Consider the following 20,195-nt stretch of genomic DNA (forward strand, 5'->3'; position numbering starts at 1 on the left):
ACGTTGAGAACCGCTGGCGAGTTAAGAGACTCATGGATAAGAAATCCCGTTTTGAAAATCTGAATCGAATTTATGGCAACGTAAGGCGTTCGTCATCACTCGGTTCGATTCTATCCTTCGGGCGTGTTTCTTATTCTCAACAGGTGGCATTACTGCGGATTCTGGCGATCGCCGCGGACAAGCAGCTTCCGTTAATCGACGTCCTGGAAACGTTCGGGAAGGACATTCGAGGCCATTGGCGTCATCAGATCATGAGGCTGGTGGACTTGCTGCGCAGTGGCGTTCCCCTGGCAGAAGCGCTTGAGAAAATCCCGTATGTCATTCCTGCCAATGCGTATTTTCTGGTCAAAGCGGGAGCCGAGTCAGGAACACTGCCTTCGGCACTTTCCCTGGCGGCAGAAGTGTGTGCCGAGCAACGCAGTGAACGGGATTACCTGCGCCCCGGCATCGGAATTTATCTGCTTACCGTTTTTCTCATCATGGCAAATGTCTTCATGTTTATCTGTTACTGGATCATTCCCAAGATGAAAAAAATTTTCTATGACTTCAATATGGAACTGCCGGATCTGACAGTGACGATCATTCATACTTCGGATCTGGTTGTTAATTACTTTCTGTGGATTCTTCCAGGATTCCTGTTTCTCTTGATCATGTATCTCAGGTTTCGCCATACCGGCTATCTGGAAAATGGCTGGCGTCCCCGGTTTATTTCCGGGCGTTATTATCCCCGTTTAATTGCGCCAGATGTCTTACGGTTTCTGCATATCACTACTGAATCAGGACGTCCCCTGCTGGGGGCATTTGAAACCCTGTCACATACCACAAAAAATCCATATCTGTCTGCCCGCTTTAACGCGATCCTGGAAGATGTTCATAAAGGGAACGACTGCTGGACGTCACTGCATGACTACAGTCTGCTGACCCCCAGTGAAGTGCGTCTGTTACAGTCAGCGCAGCGGGCGGGCAACTTAAGCTGGGCACTCAAAGCGATTGCTAAAGGGATTGAGCGGCGCATCAATTATCGCCTGGCACTGATACGGGAATATCTGGAACCTGCTTTTATTCTAAGCGTGGGCTGTTTAGTGGGAATATTCGTCATCGGATTGTTTTTGCCACTGGTAACCATCATGCATGCCCTGTCTTAACCTCAGAAAACGGTTGAAACGTGAGAAATCAAAATCAGAATCAGAGAGCCTGTTCAAGTCGTGACGCATCACGTCGATGTCGACGGCGCGGATTTACTCTGGTGGAGATGATGGTGGCCGGCGTGCTGCTGATGACAGTCTCCATGATTGTGGTGCCAGCGATCTACTGGGTGCATCGTGAACGCAGGCAGACCGAACGCCGTCAGATAGCGATCGTAGAAGTGGAAAATCTGATGGAACGCGTGGTCGCTTTACCATACGATCAGGTACAGCAGTCAATCGTGGATAAATTCGCCTTGTCGGAAAGTGCAGTCAGGCAATTGCCTGATGCCAGGTTGCAAATCAAAATCAGTGAGGCGACTGATGTCAAGCAGATGAAAAAAATTCAGATCCAGTTGGGCTGGAAAAACCAGCAGGGAATCAGAGCAATGCCGGTAAGTCTCACTTCGTGGGTCTGCCTGAAGGAACAGCAGTAATGCAGCGACGCGGGTTTACTATTTCGATCAGACAATATGGCTGTCCCCCGGGGGTTTCTCTGGTGGAAGTCGTGGTGGCCATGGGCATCGCCTCGGTGCTGATGGGCATCAGTATGACGACCATGCATACCATACTCCGCGCTGAACGGGAAACCAGTAAAGCCGCCTGGCTGGGATCTTCGTTCCAGCGCTTTTCCCATCTGTTTCGCGCGGACATCCATGCCGCCGATGACGTCCGGCTTCCCGCAGAGGGGGGCACAGAAATCACGCTTCAACAGCCGGACAAACGGAGTGTGACGTATCGCATTGACCAGCATCAGATCTTCCGAGTGGTCACCAGCCAGGGTGAAGTAGCGCACCGTGATGTCTTTTATCTGCCGGAGGGGAGTCACGCTCAATTTTTTGAACAGCAGCGACTGCATCGTGCAGGAATTTCCATTGAAGAACCCGATCCATTACAGCGTGTATTGAGTAAAAACTACAGTAAATCAGATCAATCCGGGAGGCCGGCTGTTCAGGAATTATCCATCATTTCCACCATCGGCCATGATTATCGTTTGGCGGATTTGAAGCTGAAACAACCAGAAAAAGAAACAAAAAAAACCGAGTGACAGGATCAAACATATGCGTCTCGTCTACAAATCAGAAATGGGAACTCAGAAGAAAAAAACGCGCCAGGGGGCAGTGTTAGTCATTGTCATGATCTGTCTATTGTTGATTTCACTGGTGATGGCTTCCCTGCTGAAATCGACATTAATGCAGAGACGGCAAATGCTGAAGGAACAGTTGCAGGTGCAGGCAGACTGGCTTGTCGAGTCGGCTCTGGAGCGCGCTGCACAGCGACGATTGACGAATCCCGAATACCAGGGGGAAGTCTGGCAGATTGATCCGGAAGAACTGGGAACCCGCTATGCTGCTTCCGCTGAAATTGTATTGAAAACGGAAGGTGACGGGGAAGCAGAACGTCGACTGTCGATCCAGGCACGAGTGAAATATCCTGAGAATCAGACTGATACGATTACCCGAACAAAAAAAATAATTTTATGACCACACTGAACGGGTCAGCGATCCGTCCTTATAATTTACCTGATTTTAAATGAGTTGGTATTATTGTTTCAGGAAACACAGATGATGAAAAAAGAGACCCCCCGATATTACCAGAGTCTGCAGCGTCGCGGCTTCACGCTGATTGAACTGCTGGTTGTGATAGCAATCATCGCGATCCTGATTGCGCTACTGCTGCCCGCCGTACAACAGGCACGCGAGGCGGCCCGACGTACGCAGTGTAAAAACAATCTGATGCAGATCAGCCTGGCGCTGCAAAACTACGAAATGGCGTTCGAGGTCCTGCCCGCAGGGGTCTACAACCAGACGGGACCTGTCAAAAATGAACCCAAAGGTTATGACATGGGCTGGCTCGGCGGACTTATGCCGTTTCTGGAGCAGGCGATTGTTTATCGGCATATTGACTTCAAACAGAGTGTGTACGCCGAGGCCAATTACGAAGTACGCAAAAGACCGATTTCGTTTTTAAGCTGCCCTTCCGATCCCAAAGGGCCCATTATGGAAGTCCCCATCGATGATAATCTCCCGTTGTTTCAGACAAACTACGCGGCCTGTTATAACGCCGATGAAGCACCGATCGACGTGAACAACTCGGGAGTCATGTTTTTAAACAGTAGCATTACTTATGATCAAATCACCGACGGCAGCAGCAATACTATCTTTATCGGCGAGCATCTCTATGATGATACCAACCTCGGCTGGCTCTCCGGAACGCGCGCCAGTCTGCGGAATACCGGCTCCATTAATCGAGATCTGCCTGGATATGGAGGCGGCTGGGGAGGTTCCTATTATCCCACTTCTGAAGAAGAGGAAGAGGAAAAAGCTCCCATCGATCCACTGTTAAACGTCGGCGGGTTTGGCAGTTATCATGTCGGCGGTGCACACATCGGACTGGGAGACGGTTCGGTTCGCTTCATTTCTGAAAATATTGACCCCGGACTGCTTGAGCAACTGGGGAATCGCGGCGATGGCAAACTGATGGACCCGTTTTAATCAGCCACGCGGATGATACATCTGATGCACGGCTTTCAGGCGACTGTGATCGACGTGCGTGTAAATCTGGGTCGTGCGGATGTTGGCGTGTCCCAGCAGTTCCTGTAACGCGCGGATCTCGGCTCCGCCAGCCATCATGTGTGTCGCGAAACTGTGACGCAGTGTATGTGGACTGACTTCTTTACTGCAGCCCACTCGTGCCGCATTTTTCTTGACGATGTTCCAGACCATGACCCGCGACAGCTGCTTGCCTCCCCGATTCAGAAAGAGCGCCTGTTCTGTTGTATTGCGCCTTGTCAACACGGGGCGTTCATGCCGCAGGTACGCTTCCACTGCAGCGACCGCGACCGGATTTAATGACACCATGCGTTCCTTGTTTCCTTTTCCCACGCAGCGGGCATAGCCTTCCGTCAGCTTCACCGAGTTCAAAGGCAGAGTGACGATCTCTGTCACGCGGCAGCCGGTCGCATACATCATCGCCAGTATCGCCCGGTCGCGGAGCGGATAGCGATCCTGGCGGCAGGGAGCAGCGAGCAGTTGATTGACTTTTTCCGGACTGAGAACTTTCGGCAGGTATTTCCAGAGCTTAGGCGAGTTCAACAGGTCGGCGACACTTTCGGCGAGCACGCCTTCCAGCACCAGGTAGCGAAAGAAGAGCTTGAGCGTGACCAGGTGTCGGGAAACAGTTGTTGCCGCCAGTTTGCGCCGATTGAGATGCTGCAGATAGCCGGAGAGAAAAGCGAGATCCACTTCACTCAGCGGAACCGGTTTCTGCATGCGGTACCAGTCCAGAAACTGTACGATATCCGAGCGATACGCGGAGACGGTATTCACTGCCATCCCGCATTCTGCTTCCAGGTAATGCAGAAAGGGTTCCAGATGCACACCGGGGTCGGCTGGTTTGCGGACCTGGAATCTGGAATTCGCCGGTGGTCGTTTACGTGGCGGCATGAGAGAACCCGAAGTCTGTTTAAGTGAGAAAAGACTGCGACACTACCAGTTTATTCTTCCACAGAATTAATGGCAGGCGCCAATCGGGTTTATCGGCAAGCAGACGTGATCCGCTTGAAGCAGTGTCGGGTTAGCGCAATCCTAACGGTTGCAGGGGGCAATGTGCGGCGACAAAGGTCTGTGGTTCGTCGGCATCGTCAAACAGGACATTCACCATTCGTTTGCGGGCAAAACCACTGATGCCCATTACCGTTCCCACGCCATACCGCGGATGTCTGACTCGCATACCTACCGAAAATCCCTGCGGGATTTCTGCAGCCTGGGGCGCATCCTTGAGGAGATCTGCCCCGGTCATCAGCAGGGGACGTTCCGGGTTGGCTGCTTTCAAAGCGGCCGTGTCAATCTCGCCTCGCTTGACCGATTCCACAAATTCATCGAAGTGCGAACGGGATTCGAACAGTTCATCAGTCGACTGATCGTTGAATTCCACATCGATTTCTTTGAGGAAGTCGCTGGTAATGGTTCTCCAGGGACGGCCGCGCATGGAGCGCTCGCGTGTCTGTGTCAGGTACAGATTCTGTTCGGCCCGGGTGATCCCTACAAAAAACAGGCGGCGCTCTTCTTCCAGTCCGTCGCGGAATTCTTCACGCAGCACCCGTTCATGGGGAATCAGGTTCTGCTCGACACCGACAATAAACACCACCGGATATTCCAGGCCTTTCGCCGCATGCAGCGTCATCAGCGTCACGCGCCCCGCGTCAGTATCCAGCTGGTCTGTTGCACTGGCCAGCGTACTGACTTCCAGAAAACCTTCCAGCGTGGTTTCTTCACCATAAATGTCATCATACTTTTTGGCAGTGGAGAGTAATTCATTGACGTTCGCAATCCGCTGCTGATCCGCTTCGTCCGGACTTTCTTTCCAGCTGTCAACCATTCGCGTACTGTCGATGATATTTTCCATCAGGTGCGCGACGGATCCCGAGTCGGCCATTGAAAATCCGTTAATCATTTTGGCAAACCGTGCCACCATGGTCGCCGCCCGTTTAGAAAGCTTCGGACAGTCTGCTGCCTGATGGGCGGCTTCCAAAAGGCTGATGCCCCGCTCGTCGGCCCAGCGAATCAGTTTGTTTTGCGTCGTTTTGCCGATGCCGCGCAGTGGTTTATTGACGATGCGAGAGAACGCGACGCGATCGTCGGGGTTATTGACCAGTTTCAGATAGGAAAGCAGATCTTTGACTTCCGTGCGTTCATAGAAGGCCACACTGCCTGCCAGCTGGTAGGGAATTTTATGCCGGGCCAGCGCCAGCTCCAGTTCGCGCGACAGCGAATTGACCCGGTAAAAGATGGCGTAATCCGTATATTCCTGCTTTCCCTGATCGACGGCGTTGCGAATGCGCCTGGCAATGTCGTCGGCTTCGTGCCGCTCATCCTGAAAACAGAGCAGCTCGACCGGCGAACCTTCCTCGTTTTCTGTAAACAGCGATTTGACTTTGCGGCGCTGATTGTGAGAAATCAGATCGTCGGCGACCCGAAGGATTTCTTTGGTACTGCGGAAATTCTGTTCGAGTCGAATGGTTTTGCAGTCGGGGAAATCCCGCTCAAACTGCAGGATGTTTTCAATCTTCGCCCCCCGCCAGCCGTAAATTGACTGGTCGGGATCTCCGGTGACACACAGATTGCGTGTGTTGAGCGAGAGTCCCATGATGATCTGATACTGCGCCAGGTTCGTATCCTGGTATTCATCAACTAAAATGTACTGATAACGTTCATCCAGTGTCGCCCGTAATTCGGGGGAGCCTTTGAGCAGACTGGCGACGTGCAGCAGTAAATCGTCAAAGTCAACCGCGTTCGATTCGAGCAGCAGTTTCTGATACATCGGATACACGCGAGCTGCGACAGCCTGCAGATGATCGCCCACCGATTCCTGATAAATTTCCACGAACCGATCTACGGTAATCAGATCATTTTTGGCGCGGCTGATCATCGAAGCGATGGTCGAAGGATTATACGCCACGGTATCGATGTCTAATTCATTCAACACGAAGCGGATGAGCTGTTGTTGATCGGTCGTATCAAAAATCGAGAAGTTACTGTCCAGGCCTACCCCTCTGCCGTATCGCCTCAGGATTTTGACGCAAAACTTATGAAAGGTTGAAATCTCCACGCGCGAGTCGGGTATCAGCTGCCTGACCCGTTCGCCCATTTCATCCGCTGCCTTGTTGGTGAAAGTGATTCCCAGAATCTGATGGGCGGGAACGTGCGCATGGATCAGCGAGGCGATCCGGTGGGTGATAACACGGGTTTTTCCTGAGCCTGGTCCCGCCAGTACCAGTAATGGTCCCTGGTGATGGGAGACGGCGGCGAATTGAGGCGGCGTCAGGACCTGCTGAAAATCCAAGTGAAAGTCCTTTTATACGTTGAGCTGGATTTATTATCTGAAATGACCAATGTACGGTCCTGCTTCCCAAATTCCAAATCGAACCCATTGATTATTCAGCCCGAATTTGTATCTGCATCACTTAGTATAAGGAAGAAGGGGTTTTCGCAGGCATTTTCAGGACGAAAAGCAGGTTCAGAGAGCAGAAGTAGTGAACATTCGCATGTTTTGGTAATGTTGCGAATACAAGCTGCTTTGGTTGATTGCACAATATTTGTGGGTCCACTAGACTGCGCAGAGAGAGTGTGATGATGTATGTTGAAAAATGGCCGGCTGACTTTGACGATCTTAATGAATAGGGTGTCTGGCCAGTATCGCCGGTCCTGATTTTCGCCATGAAAAACAACAGGAATTCTGCAATCTCAAAATATTATTTTTGAAACCTGTATGTAGATATGGTTTTGCGGAGTTTGATACTGGAAAAGTTAATTGGCTGTGGGGATGTATGAATTCAACACACATTCCCTGCTGCTAAATGACGATAAATTATTTTACAACGGTAGTTTCCACCCCTACTACCATTAATGAGGGCCTTTGGTGTCCCGCGTTCTTGTGAATGGTGGAGACCGTTATTCGAATCCCTTTGTCGACGGAGTGAGATCAGATATGCTTCTCAAGGAATCAAACCGAACCAGAAAGAACCAGAAATATTTTGGTGTACTCGGCTTGGCAGTTTTAGGATTAGCCAGCCTGGCGTTGGTTGTCACAACCACAATGGCTGTCGAAGACAAGAAGCCGGAAAAAGCAGACGTGGGTCTGCAGGGCATTTTACCACCCGAAGTTCCGGAAGATCTTTCGGAAGCTCCGGAAGGTCTGGAAGGCAAGTGGGCCACTTGGGATCAACAGGTTGGTGATCTGCTGGCCAAACTCTACGAATCAGACCAGACTCTGGAACAACAGAAGCAGACTCTGAAAGCACTGCAGACAAAGATCAAGGATGCACAAGGTCAGGCTGTTCTCGCTGACTACACCGGCCGCCTGCAGCGTCGTGTGGAAATCGCGGATGCGGTTTTGAAAACACTGGAAGTCGATGTCGCTGCCGTCAAAGCTGCCCAGTTGAAATCACAGCAGAACAAAGTGGCGAAAGCTGCTGCTGCTCTGAAAAAATACCTGGATAGCATGGAGAATGGAAACAGCTGGGTCGATTACCTGCAGCTAAATGATTTGCAGAAAGAACTGAAAAACAGCTATTCCGAAGTTGAATTGATGGATCTGCTGAAATCGCTCAAAAAGAAATTTGAAGAGCGGGGCGCATTAACCGATGCCGAGCAGCGAAAATTCTTCAACCGTCCTCAGTTCCAGAACCTGGAAAAAACCGTCCGTGCGCTTCTGGCTGATTCCAAACCAGGTGCGACCAAGATTGACGCTGGTAAAGTTCGCACGCAGCTGACGACTCTGGTCAGCAACCTCGAAGAGTATGAAGCTACTCAAAGCAACAAGAATGCATTCGAAGCACGTAAGGCTTATGCTCTGCTGCGTCAGGAACTGGCCGGTGGACTGGAGCCCCTCACGACTGCACTGCGAAACAATTACTTCAACTACAATCTGCGGGTCATGGTTGCTGAAGACTTCATCAACCGTCTGATCCATGACAGCACCTGCGAAACCGGTCCTGTTGTAGACTGCATTCTGGGTGCATACGTGACCGGAAATCAGGCCACAACCACCGAAATCGGCGTGGATTTCAAACCCAGCGATTCTACACTGCGATTTGATTTAACACTGAATGGTGTTACAAACAGTGAAACTTCCGGTACAACCAGCCAGGCCACGATTTACACATCGGGTCATCATCAGATCTGGGGTACCAAGGAAATCAACTTTGATGGTGATCTGTTCGTAACTCAGCCTGCCTGGGTGGAAGTCGCCGCCAACAACACCACCGTCGGTGCCAGCACTAAACTGGACGGCATTCCCCTGCTGGCCGGCATTGGTCGCAACATGGCTTACCGTCGTACTGCTGAACTGAAAGGCGAAGCAGAAGCAATTGCTGCACAACGCGTGCGTGATCGGGTTCGTCCCCGCTTTGATGAAGAAGTTGACGAACGCATTGACCGCGCCAATGAAGAGGTCGGCGGAAAGTTGAATAAGCGTCTGCAGGATAATGGATTGTTCCCCACAGCCCGCAGCTTCGCTTCGACAGACACGCATCTTTACATTCGCACCCGGCTGATGGACACCGGCGAACTGGCTGCCAATTCGCCACCACTGACCATCACTCCCGATGAAAGTGTTGTGGTGCAACTGCATGAATCAGTTATGAATAACAGCCTTTCCCGCATGAACCTGGAAGGCCGTAAAATTACAGACCAGGACCTGATCACCGAATTTGAAAAATCAATCGAAGATGTCCTGGGACGTAAAGTCAAACTGGAACGACCTCCCGTTGATCCAGATAAAGGACCCAATATCCTGGCCTTCGACGATCACGATCCTATTCGGGTGCAGATTACAGACAATACGCTGAATCTGATCCTGCGTTGTGGTTTTGAACAGCAGGGCGAAACCGCTGTGCCAACTCAGATTATCACAGTACCTCTGCAGTTCAAAGTCGACGGTGACAAAATTTACATCACACGTGGTGATGTAAAATCATCAGCCGTCGTTCGACCAGAACGGATTGCTTCTCAGATCGCTCGGGCCGGCGTGGTTCGCAGCAAAATGGAAAAGGCATTTCCGGATCGTGTCGAAGATTCACAGGTCAAAGCCAAGCTGGAAAACCGGACCGTCTACCTGGACATCACTGGCATCAAAGCCAACGATGGCTGGTTGACGATCACCGTCGGAAACGACCTGACAGTCGAAAAGAATGAAAGCAAGCTGCCTCTGCCACCCGAACCGGCAGAAACTGCTTCCGTAAAATAGTCAGACTACTCAAGTCTGAGCTGAAAAATGAAAGAGGCGAATCGATTGATTCGCCTCTTTTTTATAGCGGCCGTTAAAAACAGTCGTGATCAATAATCGATGTCGTCTGCTTCAATCGCTTCCTGCATGATCAGGTCATAACGCAGGCTGGCATCTTTTCCGAACAGTTGTGCGAATGTGGCGTCCGCTTCCAGCTGGCTGTCGATATCTACTTTCAGTAATACGCGGTGTTTGGGGTCCAGCGTCGTCTCTTTAAGCTCGCTGGCGGTCATTTCCCCCAGACCTTTAAAGCGACCAATCTCGTACTTGCGGTTCGCTCCCAGTGATTCGACGATCTCTTCCTTCTGGGCATCATCCTGGGCATAGTGCTTCTCGTTACCCACCTTGATGCAATACAGTGGCGGCTGGGCCAGAAACAGCTTGCCCTGACGAATCAGTTCCCGCATATGCCGGAAGAAGAACGTCAGCAGCAGCGTACTGATATGATAACCATCGCTGTCGGCATCCATCAGCAGGATGATGCGGTTGTAACGCAGATTCATAATCTCAAAATTCGGGCCAATCCCGGTTCCCAGAGTTTCCACGAGGTCTTTGATTTCCTGGTTCCCCATGATTTTGGAAATGGCCAACGATTCGGTATTCAGAACTTTACCACGCAGAGGCAGTACCGCCTGAATGCGGCTGTCGCGTCCCATGGCCGCCGTACCACCCGCCGACAGACCTTCGACCAGAAACAGTTCTGATTCTTCCGGCTTATTCGAGCGGCAGTCGAGCAGTTTGCCCGGCAGCGTCGATTTGCGGTTCGTGACCGATTTTCGCCGTACTTCTTTCTGGGCATCGCGACTGGCCATTCGTGCCCGCGCCGCGAGGACGATCCGCCCTACGACTGCATCCGCGATACTCGGGTTCTGATTTAACCAGGTTTCCAGCAGCGGTCGGACGATCCCTTCAACAAAACCGCTGACTTCAGGGTTATTCAGCTTCTCTTTGGTCTGCCCCTGAAACATGGGGTCATTATGGAAGACGGAGATCAGGCAGAGTACGCCTTCACGGATGTCGTCCGTGGTAATCGCCAGCCCTTTGTGCTTGATGTTATGCACGTCCATATAATTTTTGACCGCTTTGGCGATCCCCGAGCGCAACCCGCTTTCGTGTGTTCCCCCGGCATGGGTGCGGATCCCGTTCACATAACTGCGAATCTGCTCATCAGTGGCGTCGGTCCATCTTAAAACCATTTCCACGCGAATGTTTTTATCTTCCTTTTCCGCGAAGAACAGCTGTTCGTGAACAGGTTTTTTCTGTTGCTCCTGGGTCAGTTTTTCCAGATAGCCACGAATCCCTTCCGGATGCGAGAGTTCATGTGTCTCTTTTTTAACTTCATCGCGGAACGTAATTTTCAAACCGCCATGAATAAAGGCGACATCTTCCAGGTGCTGACGAATCGTGTCGGCGTTGAAGTGCACGCGACGGAAAATATCATCATCCGGGCGGAAATAGATTTCGGTTCCATGCCCGCGGAATGGCTTTACCTTTTTAACGGGGGTCGTCGGTTTGCCTTTTTTATACCGCTGCACGTACTGATGGCCGTCGCGCACAACCGTCGCCACCATCTCGGTAGACAACGCATTCACCACGGAGGATCCAACACCATGCAGACCACCGCTGCGGGCATAGTTTTTGTCAGAGAACTTTCCGCCGGCATGCAGTGTCGTGAGAATCAGTTCCAGAGCCGACTTTTTGGTTTTGGAATGCTTATCGACGGGAATGCCACGGCCGTTGTCTTTCACGCTGCAGGAAGCGCCATCTTTATGCAGGGTGACGATGATGGTATCAGCTTCTTTGGCCAGATATTCGTCGACCGAGTTATCAACGATTTCCCAGAGCAGGTGATGCAGTCCGCGAATATCAACGCCACCGATATACATCGAAGGACGGCGACGGACCGCCTCCAGCCCTTCCAGGACTTCAATGTCGTCAGCCGAATATTTTTTTGCGCCGGTTGTTTTTGCTGCAGTTGCCATAATAGTTTTACTGATTTTTCTCTATTGTAAACGCGAACGAAAACGAGATTATAGGTGTTGATCCAGGGAATCGTAAGTCGAGATACGATCAGTTTATGCTTCGTCGTCTCCCAGTTCGTCCCAGTCGACCACTTCAATGGGCGGATAGAGGATCTCTGCAAACCCGCTTCGCTGACTGGTTTTCACACCTTTGCCACCGCGTGAAGTGACTCCATATTTCATTTGCCCGAAGGTCATTTTTTTGCCTGCGGTATTGATCACACGCAGGCAGTCGCTCGGACGGGTCAGCTGCAGAACACCGATCACCTGGTCTCCTTTTTCCAGCCTGATGCCCTTAACCCCTTTGCCCGCATTCGAGAGCAGGGCGGCTTCTTCGATCTCACAGTGCAGAACGCGGGCGTCCTGGGTGGCGATAAACATGGTCTCTGCCTCTTCGACCAGCCCCGCATACACCACACGGTCATCCTTACCCAGGCGGCAGTATTTGCGACCTGCTTTGGTCGACGCTGTCCGGAACAGGCTGAACGAGATTCGCATAAACTGCCCCTTTTCAGTCACGATCAAAACGTGAGGCGTGGGAAGGGGCTGCTTTTTTGTCGCTTTGTCCTCTGGGGTAAACCGACTGTCTGTCGTCACCGCTGCCACCAGAACGGCACCATCGCTCATCCTGGCATGCTTCGACAGCGGTTCACCATAGCCCGAAGAAACAGGGACCTGTTCAATCGGCAGCGTGTAAGCCACACCATCACTCGAGAAGAATACGACATGGTCCAGCGTGCTTCCCGGTGCGACTGCCAGCACACTGTCCCCTTCGCGGGTTCGGGTTTTGGCCAACTCCTGTGTGCCTTCTTTTGTCTTCAGGCGTCCCACGCGTTTAATCCAGCCTTCCCGCGAGACGACCACGTTCGTATTTTCGCGAACAATATAGGCCTGCGGATCGAATTCGGTAATCTCTTCCGAGGAACCCAGTTTGGTCTGGCGCTTTTCCGGAAATTCGTCGGCCAGTTCTTTCAGCTCATTTTCCACCACTTTCCAGAGTCGTTTGTCAGACGCCAGAATCTTTCGAATTTTTTCCGCTTCGGCTTCTTTCTCTGCCAGCTCTTCGCGAATCGTGTTGATTTCCAGCTTCGAAATCCGGTAGAGCTGCAATTCGAGGATGGCCATCGTCTGGATTTCATCCAAGGGAAAATTGGCCATCAGCTTTTTGGCGGCATCCTGTTTTCCACTGCTGGCGCGGATCAGTTTGAGGGCTTTATCCAGATCATTAAAAATGATCGCAAAACCTTTCAGAATATGAATCCGCCGTTCGAGCAGTTGCAGCTGGTATTCAAAACGTTTCCGAACCGAGATAAACCGGAAGTCCAGGAAATACTGCAGCATTTCTTTCAGATCACAACGCCGAGGCACGAGTACTTCCGATTCATCGGGTACCAGGCAGGTCATATTGACCGAGAAATTCTGCTCCAGATTCGTGTGTTTGTACAAAAAGGCCATCACGGTTTCCGGGTCCGCATCTGGTTTGATTTCCAGTACGATTTTCAGGCCATTCTTGTCATCCGTTTCATCAGCCACATCCACCAGTTGAGGCAGTTTCCTCGACTCAACTATCCCGCCGATCTCCGACAGCAGTGAACCGGTTTCCACACCATAGGGGACCGAATACACGACAAGTCGTTGTACACCTTTCGTGCGCGTGCCTGGTTCGGGCTTCCATTCGCCACGCACTTTCACGGGGCCACGCCCCTCTTTATAAACCGCGGTGAGAGACCGCTTGTCTGTCACAATTCGGCCGCCCATCGGAAAGTCAGGGCCTTTGATATGTTTCATCAACTGGGCCACGGTCGCATCGTCATGGTGGATCAGATGCACACAGGCTTTGATGACCTCACCCAGGTTGTGAGGCGGGATATTGGTCGCCATCCCTACTGCAATCCCGTGGACCCCATTGACCAGCAGGTTGGGGAAGCGGGCCGGCAGCACAACCGGTTCATCGCGTGTGCCATCATAGTTGGGACGCATTTCCACGGTCTGATAACGCAGTTCGTTCATCAGATGTTCCGCGATCCCCGTCAGACGTGCTTCGGTATAACGGGCGGCTGCTGCAGGCAGGCCCATGATGGAACCGAAATTTCCCTGACCATTGATCAACGGACTTCTCAGGTTGAAATCCTGAGCCAGTCGCACCAGCGCGTCATATACCGAAGCATCCCCGTGTGGATGATAGTTCCCTGTGGTGTCCCCGCAGATTTTCGCACACTTACGTGGCTTCGCATTGGCCATCAGTCGTAAGTCGTGATACATCACATACAAAATGCGACGTTGTACCGGTTTCAAGCCGTCCCGCACATCGGGCAGGGCACGTGATGTGATCACGGACATGGCATAGTTCAGATAGCGACGTCGCGTCACATCACTGATGGGGACATATTCGATGCGGTCTGATTCGGTGCCCGGGGTTCCGTTGCCTGCTGTGCCGTTATTGGCCGATTTTCGCTTAGCCAAGGGTCTCTCCAATTTATCTGATCAATGCCCCGAAAAAACAGTCGGCCTCTGACTGTTTTCTGCTTCTGAATGTGGGGGGCCTTATTCAGAATTCGGGTCAATTCGCCTGGTAGCTTAAGAAAAATATGTCAAATTTTCTGTTTGTGAAAACATTGAGGATTGTATCTGTTGAAGCGATTATTGAACAGATAAGGCCACTCGTAACCCGTTAAATAGACAATAATTCGGGAAAATAGGACGAATCGTCACTGTGGTTACAAAATGACTCATTCCGACGATTCCTGCCAGCCGAAATTTGGACTAGTGGCTTTCTTTTTGAGAGGGTCGCTGTCGGGCGATTGAAACATACAAAAAGTGCCGGAACTCTGAAAAGTGAAATTCCCAGAATTTCTAACTGAACTTCGGTCTTTGTGAAGTGGCATTGCCTGGTTTGTGAACCACGACTGGTTCTGAAAGAAGACAATTGATCATTATAATTGACTGACGGGGGTTGGACGAGCCTCTGACCTAGTCTCATTGGTGGAAACCCCACAATAAAAATCCAGGGAGGGATTGTTATGGCTCAGGCGAGTCTGAAGGTAACCCTGCTTACCGGACTGTTACCGGCATTTTTACTGATGGCGCCGGCATTACAGGCTGCTGAACCGGGTGCGGTCAATAATGCGGTTGTCCAGCAGGAATCTGTTTCGAAATCATCGAAGTATAATCCGATCAGCTGGTTCAAGCGTAAGTTTACCAGTTCTGCTGACAAACAGAATCACGTGAAACAAGTGGCTCACACCGAGGAAACGGCCCAGGTGAGAAGCAGCCAGACTCCTGTTTCCAGACGGCCGACACTGGGACGTCGCAGTGCATCTCCGTACTACATTCAGCAGGTCAGCAATCAGCCGAATATTATTACCTCGACGCCGGCTCCCTTTGAAAACGCGCAACAGGCACGCCCCATCAGCTATGGTCACGGGCATTTCAAAGATCACAAACAATATAAAGCCGCTCAGCCACTGCCTGTGATGGAAGGCATGAATGTACTGCCTGGATATCCACAACTGCAGGCACCCCTGTACCCCAGTCCTAAACCGGGTATCCCCGATTATGTCGGACGGACCATTATCACCAACCAGGCACTGGCTCCTCAGGAAATGTTGTATGCCCATGAATACAACGCCATGTATGGGCCTTACTACTACAACGTCAAAGGCGGCTGGATCTGGACTCCCTTCGGCATGCGGTCTCACGAACGCTGGAAGCTGGAAGGAACCCGGGTCAACGTAAAATATAAATCAGACTTCGGTTTCTTCCCACGATTCATTCCGCCGATGATCAGATAGCTGTCATCCAGGAACAAACAGTCTCAACCCGAAAACGTTTATCACACTGAGTCAGGTACTCAGAGAAACGATCAGGAATATTAAAATGCAGAACTTCACTTATAGATTAGCAGGGCTCGTTGTCGTTGCCGGGATCATGACAGTCCTGTCTGCTTCACACCTGCAGGCCGGCGAACCGGGCAGTCTGAAACTGAATCAGAAACAAGCCTCCCCGATTCAGCAGGCGGGTTACATCCACGATAAATGTAACTGTAAACAAAATCACGTTTACTCTTACTCCGATGGTGCTTCCTATCCCGGCGGTGATTGCCCTCATTGTCGGGCCGGTGGTGCTGGTAAAGGATACCGAACCTCAGCCGGAATCGGAAAACGAGGCTCGCTGCGGGAATTTTTCCGCTGCAAGTTTGGTTACTTCATTCCCACGGGATGTGGTGGAAAAGGTTGTGCTCCCATTGGACACTACAAAATGACTTACGCCGTCGATCCCTACTACTTTGATGGACGCGACGGTCGTCTGTATGGTGCTCAGGGTTATGGTGTTCCCATCGCGGTTCCCCTGGCTCCCAATGTGCATTCCACTTACAACTACGGTTGGGGCGTACCTTCAAGCCGTTTGACTCCGGTCACTCGCATCGTTCAATAATCTAAAACACTAAAATCCTCAATCGGGTCCAGGAAGATTGATATGAGAATCTTAAACGTGCATATGCTGGCCATTCTCGCAGTGACCGGCGTCATGGCTCACACTGCTCTGACCGCCAGCGCAGATGAGAATACGGCTGCCAGTAATGGTCAGATCCAGCAGGTTGGTCATCACGTGCGGGGCGGGGGCTACGAATACAACTGCCCTCCCGGTTATTCCAACCGCTTTGACGGCGATGGCGTCTACCGGAATTACACCTCGCGGGAAGGAAGAGCTTTCTTAAGAAAGTGTCACACTTCACCCGGTCATGGCTGGTGTCCTCCTTCCGCTCAGATGATTCAACGCACTCCCGTGCAATACCAGCGGTATTACTCCAATCAGTACATGGGGCAACCCGGACCTGTCGGGCCTGCAAACTACCCGCAGATTTATATGCCGACCGATACTACTCAGCTCGGTTTCTACTACCAGACCGTACCAACCTGGCAACCACGGGCAGGCATGCTGCCTCCACCACCCGATCCAAGCATGTATCACACACGTGACTGCAGTGCCTGTCGCGGACGTGGCTGCAAACACTGTCGTGGCGGTCAGCAGTTCAGTGGCCCCGTTTATTACTCCACTGGAAGTCCAGTTACTCCAGAGCCGGAAGTTGCCCCAGCCCCGCAACAGGACGCACCTGCCGTGCCACCCGCGCCTTCCAAGCTGAACCAGGCTTCCTACGAAAAATAATGCGTCTACTCCTCGATAAGATCGTTTCGTAATAACGATTGGTAATCTGGCAGAGCCACCTCTGATCAAAGGGTGGCTCTGTTTTTTTATGCGGTCTGCACAATCAGCTCTGCAATTTTCAGACTCATCATTCGATCCGGATCAGTTTCTGTACTTGAAGTAAATCGATGCTTCCTTTTTTGCACACCGTTCAACTGATTACTCAGCTTGAACAGCAGAAATAATTTGAACCTCCATATTCTTTCCGATATCATCAACCAGGCCGGTGAAGTTTCAAAATCATGTCGGGACGCATACTCCCGGTTCAGGCATACCCCGCGAAGGTAAACTGAGAAAGATCGTTAATTCTGAATCGAAATGCACATCTCATGCTTCATTCCAACTCGATAACTATTCCAGATGTGATCCATTTCAGGAAACATCGCCGCAGTTCAGATATTTGGCTTTTCGTTTTATTCCTGACGATTCTCTTGCTGTTACACTCGAATGGCTTCGCTAACGAAACCCGGCACAAGAAACAACAAACCATCAAAGGCACTGTTGTCGATGAACACAACCAGCCCGTCGTCGGAGCCAGGGTCTTTATTGAGTCGCGGGACTGGTTTGAAATAGACAAGCCAAATCTCGAAACCACAACCGATGCAAAGGGGCGTTTTACACTGACGGACGAACCCCTGCATATTGAGGGGCAGACACTGCAGGCCAAAGATTCACAGAACCGTATGGCACAGCTCTCTCTTCCCTACCCCTCGCAGAAGCATCTAAAACAGCCCGATTTGAACCAGCTCCGCCTGCAGTTGAAGCCTCCAAGACGCGTCGAACTGGAAGTCTTTGATGACGCCGGAAAACCGGTTCCCGCAGCGCTCGCTGGCATCATGGATCTCGGAAAAACCTGGGGGATTGGCAGAACAGACAGCGCCGGAAAAATTGAATTTCGGGTTCCCCATGATACGGATTTAAAGTATGTCATTGCGCTCCGTGATGGCTATGGGGCTGACTATCGAGCTTACGGACTGAAACTGGAAGAGAGTATTCAACCTGATGCCAAACCCCCAAAATTTCCCGACCATCCGGTGCAACTGACTCTTGATGGCGCACAACCAGTCAAAATCAAACTTGAGTCCGCAGAGGGCAAACCGCTGTCAGGCATCGATATAGAGCCTCTGACGCCACTATTTAAACCAGATCAGCCCTTGCCTATGCCGCTGATGCTCATGTTCTACACAACTCGGCAACTTGTACAGACGACAGATGGCACAGGAACCATTGTTTTCGCCTGGATACCCCACTGGCAGAAACAACGAATGTATTTTGGAGTCCATAATAAGGAATACATCCCACACAGATTCGTCTATGAGCCTGCCAAAGATAAAGGCGCTTTCAAGGTTCAACTGAAACCGAAAAAGGACTCATCAGAGAAAGCAACTTTTCCCTGACAGGATGCTGACTCTATGACTGCATACAGACACCAGGGGAAGTTCAGAAAAAAACTTGTTTCAAACACAAATCAGATGAATATGAATTCACACACACACAGGATCAACCATGCAATTCACAACGCGCTGTTCCTGCGAGACGGTTAATTCTTCGAGGTGATCTGCTCGGCTTTCAACTCTTCTTCCCGGGTTACATTTTCGTGGCGCTTCAACAGAAAAAAGATGATCCCGATGAAAGCAAACGTAGCGACGTGATACGTGCTCATCACCTCGCTGTAAAACTTCCCGATAAAGGTGCGGTTCAGAATCAGAATCAGAAATACAAACAGGCCTATGCCGATTTTCAAGGGCCTGGTAAAGTTCTGACGACTGGTGGCGCAACGGACCAGCAGGTACATACCCGGAAAAATTCCCACGCAATGCTGCCCCCAGGTGACCGGCGAATAGAGCAGAATCATGATCGAGATGATCGCACACTCCCACAAAATACGTTCGTCGTTCCTGTCTTCATAATGCCTGCGAAATTTCCAGCCAATAAATACCAGAAAGCAGAGCATTACTGCTTTGATGATCCACAGCGATGTTTGCGGCGACAGATCCAGGAAATCAATATACAGGGGAGTATCCAGTCGGGCTTCGTGTTCTTTTGGAAAATGCATCAGGTAGCGGGCCAGTGACGGTTTGAAAGACATATTCGCCAGCGGGATCTCGCCCCCCATCCAGTGGATCGGATTGGGCTCCAGCATACCTCGCGCGACGATGGTTCCCCAGTGCTCAAAGGTGCGGCGGTATTCCGTAAAGCCGAGTTTGAACATGGGTGAGAGCGTGAAAAACGCCGCTGCCAGAAATGTGTAGATCGCCATTTTCCATTCACGCTTCAGAATGAAATAGATCCAGAACAGACTGGGCGTGCACTTGAGGGCCATCGCAAAGCCCAGGGGAATGCTGCCCCACAGTTCCTTTTTCCTGGACCAGAGATAGACACCCAGCCACGAGAGCGCCACTAACGCCAGATTCACGCCACATTCCAGCATGTCTCTGATCAGGTAGCGGCTGGCCAGAAAGATCGCCGCGGTCACTACCCAGAACAACTGGTTGCGCAGCAGGGGGAAATGCGCCTCGCTCATGCGGTTTAAAACCCAGATCAGCAGAAACAGACAGATAAAAAACAGCGGGTAAATCAGCAGATAAGCCGTCTGCATTGAGAAGCTGGCCAGCGGCGCATGCACAAATCCCCAGAAGGGTGGATAGGGATAATTGTGATTGTTGACGTAGAGAAATTCGCCGGTCGCGATTAATTCCCCCGAGCGCCAATGCAGATAAAAATCACCCGGATTCTTTTTCGCAATCTTCACAAACTGGATGATCGCAATCACGACTCCCAGCGTGATGACCACGCTCTGCCAGAAACGATTCTTGTCTGCAAACAGTGATTTCAGCACGACGACTCCATTCCGTCACGATCAAACGGTCCCTGCATTCAGGAAGAATTCATTACGCCCTGACCCGCAGATTGTAGCAGATCCGCTCCAGGTTACAGCGATTCTTTTACTTTATGTCAGAGCAGAATCAGGAAATTCTGACCGTTTTCCATATCTGGA

At 51.2% G+C, this 20,195-nt stretch carries 15 protein-coding genes; 10 read left to right on the forward strand and 5 right to left on the reverse strand.

Going from position 1 to position 20,195, the window contains the following annotated elements:
• Positions 1–32 precede the first annotated feature (32 nt).
• The 5 genes from GmarT_RS00415 (at position 33) to GmarT_RS00435 (ending at position 3,679) form a co-directional block, all read left to right on the forward strand.
• Positions 33–1,145, forward strand: coding sequence for a type II secretion system F family protein (locus tag GmarT_RS00415; protein ID WP_002648104.1), 1,113 nt, complete (start codon positions 33–35; stop codon positions 1,143–1,145).
• 20 nt (positions 1,146–1,165) lie between these two features.
• Positions 1,166–1,621 carry a prepilin-type N-terminal cleavage/methylation domain-containing protein gene (locus GmarT_RS00420; RefSeq protein WP_002648103.1) on the forward strand — a complete coding sequence of 152 codons (456 nt, stop codon included), beginning with the start codon at positions 1,166–1,168 and terminating at the stop codon, positions 1,619–1,621.
• Positions 1,621–2,232, forward strand: a complete 612-nt coding sequence (locus GmarT_RS00425; RefSeq protein ID WP_002648102.1) for a PulJ/GspJ family protein — start codon at positions 1,621–1,623, stop codon at positions 2,230–2,232. The genes GmarT_RS00420 and GmarT_RS00425 overlap by 1 nt, the downstream gene beginning before the upstream one ends.
• A gap of 13 nt (positions 2,233–2,245) precedes the next feature.
• Positions 2,246–2,668: a hypothetical protein gene (locus GmarT_RS00430; protein WP_002648101.1), complete on the forward strand. Its 423-nt coding sequence runs from the start codon at positions 2,246–2,248 to the stop codon at positions 2,666–2,668.
• 81 nt (positions 2,669–2,749) lie between these two features.
• Positions 2,750–3,679 carry a DUF1559 domain-containing protein gene (locus GmarT_RS00435; protein WP_198139436.1) on the forward strand — a complete coding sequence of 310 codons (930 nt, stop codon included), beginning with the start codon at positions 2,750–2,752 and terminating at the stop codon, positions 3,677–3,679.
• On the opposite strand, the gene xerD is transcribed toward GmarT_RS00435, so the two are convergent.
• Together xerD and GmarT_RS00445 are read right to left on the reverse strand one after the other, a co-directional pair.
• On the reverse strand, positions 3,680–4,630 hold the full coding sequence (gene xerD / locus GmarT_RS00440; RefSeq protein WP_002648099.1) for a site-specific tyrosine recombinase XerD: 951 nt from the start codon (positions 4,628–4,630) through the stop codon (positions 3,680–3,682).
• A gap of 130 nt (positions 4,631–4,760) precedes the next feature.
• Positions 4,761–7,028: an ATP-dependent helicase gene (locus tag GmarT_RS00445; protein ID WP_002648098.1), complete on the reverse strand. Its 2,268-nt coding sequence runs from the start codon at positions 7,026–7,028 to the stop codon at positions 4,761–4,763.
• A gap of 576 nt (positions 7,029–7,604) precedes the next feature.
• On the opposite strand from GmarT_RS00445, the gene GmarT_RS00450 reads away from it, so the two are divergent.
• Positions 7,605–9,932: a hypothetical protein gene (locus GmarT_RS00450; RefSeq protein ID WP_149302375.1), complete on the forward strand. Its 2,328-nt coding sequence runs from the start codon at positions 7,605–7,607 to the stop codon at positions 9,930–9,932.
• Positions 9,933–10,021: 89 nt separating this feature from the next.
• Here the strand turns inward: GmarT_RS00450 and GmarT_RS00455 are convergent, their stop codons facing one another.
• On the reverse strand, positions 10,022–11,953 hold the full coding sequence (locus GmarT_RS00455; RefSeq protein WP_002648096.1) for a DNA gyrase/topoisomerase IV subunit B: 1,932 nt from the start codon (positions 11,951–11,953) through the stop codon (positions 10,022–10,024).
• Between the two features lie 93 nt (positions 11,954–12,046).
• Positions 12,047–14,455 carry a DNA gyrase/topoisomerase IV subunit A gene (locus GmarT_RS00460; RefSeq protein ID WP_002648095.1) on the reverse strand — a complete coding sequence of 803 codons (2,409 nt, stop codon included), beginning with the start codon at positions 14,453–14,455 and terminating at the stop codon, positions 12,047–12,049.
• A gap of 557 nt (positions 14,456–15,012) precedes the next feature.
• On the opposite strand from GmarT_RS00460, the gene GmarT_RS00465 reads away from it, so the two are divergent.
• The 4 genes from GmarT_RS00465 (at position 15,013) to GmarT_RS00480 (ending at position 18,594) form a co-directional block, all read left to right on the forward strand.
• Positions 15,013–15,783, forward strand: coding sequence for a hypothetical protein (locus GmarT_RS00465; protein ID WP_002648094.1), 771 nt, complete (start codon positions 15,013–15,015; stop codon positions 15,781–15,783).
• Positions 15,784–15,868: 85 nt separating this feature from the next.
• Entirely contained in the window at positions 15,869–16,426 is a 558-nt protein-coding gene (locus GmarT_RS00470) for a hypothetical protein (RefSeq protein ID WP_002648093.1), read from the forward strand.
• Positions 16,427–16,468: 42 nt separating this feature from the next.
• Positions 16,469–17,158, forward strand: a complete 690-nt coding sequence (locus GmarT_RS00475; protein ID WP_002648092.1) for a hypothetical protein — start codon at positions 16,469–16,471, stop codon at positions 17,156–17,158.
• A 470-nt stretch (positions 17,159–17,628) separates the two neighbouring features.
• Positions 17,629–18,594, forward strand: coding sequence for a carboxypeptidase-like regulatory domain-containing protein (locus tag GmarT_RS00480; protein WP_157158977.1), 966 nt, complete (start codon positions 17,629–17,631; stop codon positions 18,592–18,594).
• Between the two features lie 143 nt (positions 18,595–18,737).
• Here GmarT_RS00480 and GmarT_RS00485 read toward each other — a convergent pair whose 3' ends face one another.
• Positions 18,738–20,036 (reverse strand): glycosyltransferase family 87 protein, encoded by a 1,299-nt coding sequence (locus GmarT_RS00485; RefSeq protein WP_002648088.1) that lies wholly within the window; start codon positions 20,034–20,036, stop codon positions 18,738–18,740.
• Positions 20,037–20,195: the final 159 nt, after the last annotated feature.

Origin of the sequence: Gimesia maris, from assembly GCF_008298035.1 — a bacterium.
In the GTDB taxonomy this organism is placed as follows: domain Bacteria; phylum Planctomycetota; class Planctomycetia; order Planctomycetales; family Planctomycetaceae; genus Gimesia; species Gimesia maris.

Coding starts and splice junctions, on each gene's coding strand:
- GmarT_RS00415 (WP_002648104.1), top strand. CDS start 33: ATGGATAAGAAATCCCGTTTTGAAAATCTGAATCGAATTTATGGCAAC.
- GmarT_RS00425 (WP_002648102.1), top strand. CDS start 1,621: ATGCAGCGACGCGGGTTTACTATTTCGATCAGACAATATGGCTGTCCC.
- GmarT_RS00475 (WP_002648092.1), top strand. CDS start 16,469: ATGAGAATCTTAAACGTGCATATGCTGGCCATTCTCGCAGTGACCGGC.
- GmarT_RS00455 (WP_002648096.1), bottom strand. CDS start 11,953: ATGGCAACTGCAGCAAAAACAACCGGCGCAAAAAAATATTCGGCTGAC.
- xerD (WP_002648099.1), bottom strand. CDS start 4,630: ATGCCGCCACGTAAACGACCACCGGCGAATTCCAGATTCCAGGTCCGC.
- GmarT_RS00430 (WP_002648101.1), top strand. CDS start 2,246: ATGCGTCTCGTCTACAAATCAGAAATGGGAACTCAGAAGAAAAAAACG.
- GmarT_RS00470 (WP_002648093.1), top strand. CDS start 15,869: ATGCAGAACTTCACTTATAGATTAGCAGGGCTCGTTGTCGTTGCCGGG.
- GmarT_RS00435 (WP_198139436.1), top strand. CDS start 2,750: ATGATGAAAAAAGAGACCCCCCGATATTACCAGAGTCTGCAGCGTCGC.
- GmarT_RS00465 (WP_002648094.1), top strand. CDS start 15,013: ATGGCTCAGGCGAGTCTGAAGGTAACCCTGCTTACCGGACTGTTACCG.